Genomic DNA, 986 nt, shown 5'->3' with positions numbered 1-986 from the left:
CTATGAGTCTCATCTCTAGCATGTTGTAGAATTTTCAACGAAGGCTTATCTTTTGGAATGATTATCGGGTCTTTCTGGTTCGGGACAAATACTTCTTCATTTTCCTTGGCAAGTGAAATGCAATCAAGACTCAACCCCATTGACTGCAATGATTTGAGTGCTGCATTAAGTTGACCTTTTCCACCATCGATTAATATCAGATCAGGTAACTGTGAATTTTCCTCTTGCAACCTAAGATATCTTCGTTTGATAATTTCACTTATCATTGCAAAGTCATCTCTACCAGAAACTGTTTTGATTTTGAATTTACGATATCCAGATTTGTGTGGTTTTCCATCTACAAATCTAGCCATAGAGCCCACCGCAAATTCATCACCATGATTGGAAATATCAAAGCATTCAATGATGTTTGGAACTATAGAAAGATTCAACACTTCTTTTAATTCCATTAAACCGACATTTCCACCTTTTGAGTGGATTAAGGCAATGTTTTTTAAAATCAAATCAACGATATCCTTTCTCTTTCCTCGTTGAGGGAGGATAATTTCAACTGAAAATCCTGCATGCTCAGATAGTAATGACTCTAAAAGTAGTTTATTTTTAGGCATTTCACTTACAAAGATAAACTTTGGAATTTTGTGTACAGTATAATATTGAAAAAGAAAATTTGAAAAATCATTGTCACCCACAAGATCAAAAAAGAATTTGTCACTATCTCGCATTACACCATTAATCATTCTAAAGTTCATCACAGTCACAGTTTGATCTTGATACCCAATTCCAAAATACTCTTCATCTGAATTCTCAACATATTCCATTTTTTGTTTGGTTTGAAGACTACCCAATCTAATCAAAGTATCACGAATGTCTTTTGCACGTTCAAATTGTTGAGATTCTGCAGCTAGAGTCATCTCTTCTTTTAATTTTTTGACAAAAATTTGAGTTTGGTTTTTTCCCTTTAGTACTTCTTCTAATGCAGATACATG

At 33.7% G+C, this 986-nt stretch carries 1 protein-coding gene; it reads right to left on the bottom strand.

Annotated elements, in window-relative coordinates:
* Nucleotides 1-986: UvrB/UvrC motif-containing protein (locus BG20_RS02520; RefSeq protein ID WP_010190500.1), on the bottom strand; the 986-nt coding region annotated here is incomplete at both ends.

The organism is Candidatus Nitrosarchaeum limnium BG20 (genome assembly GCF_000241145.1).
GTDB lineage: Archaea > Thermoproteota > Nitrososphaeria > Nitrososphaerales > Nitrosopumilaceae > Nitrosarchaeum > Nitrosarchaeum limnae.
The sequence above is the reverse complement of the archived record's forward strand: the minus strand, read 5'-3'. Positions and strand labels throughout refer to the sequence as shown.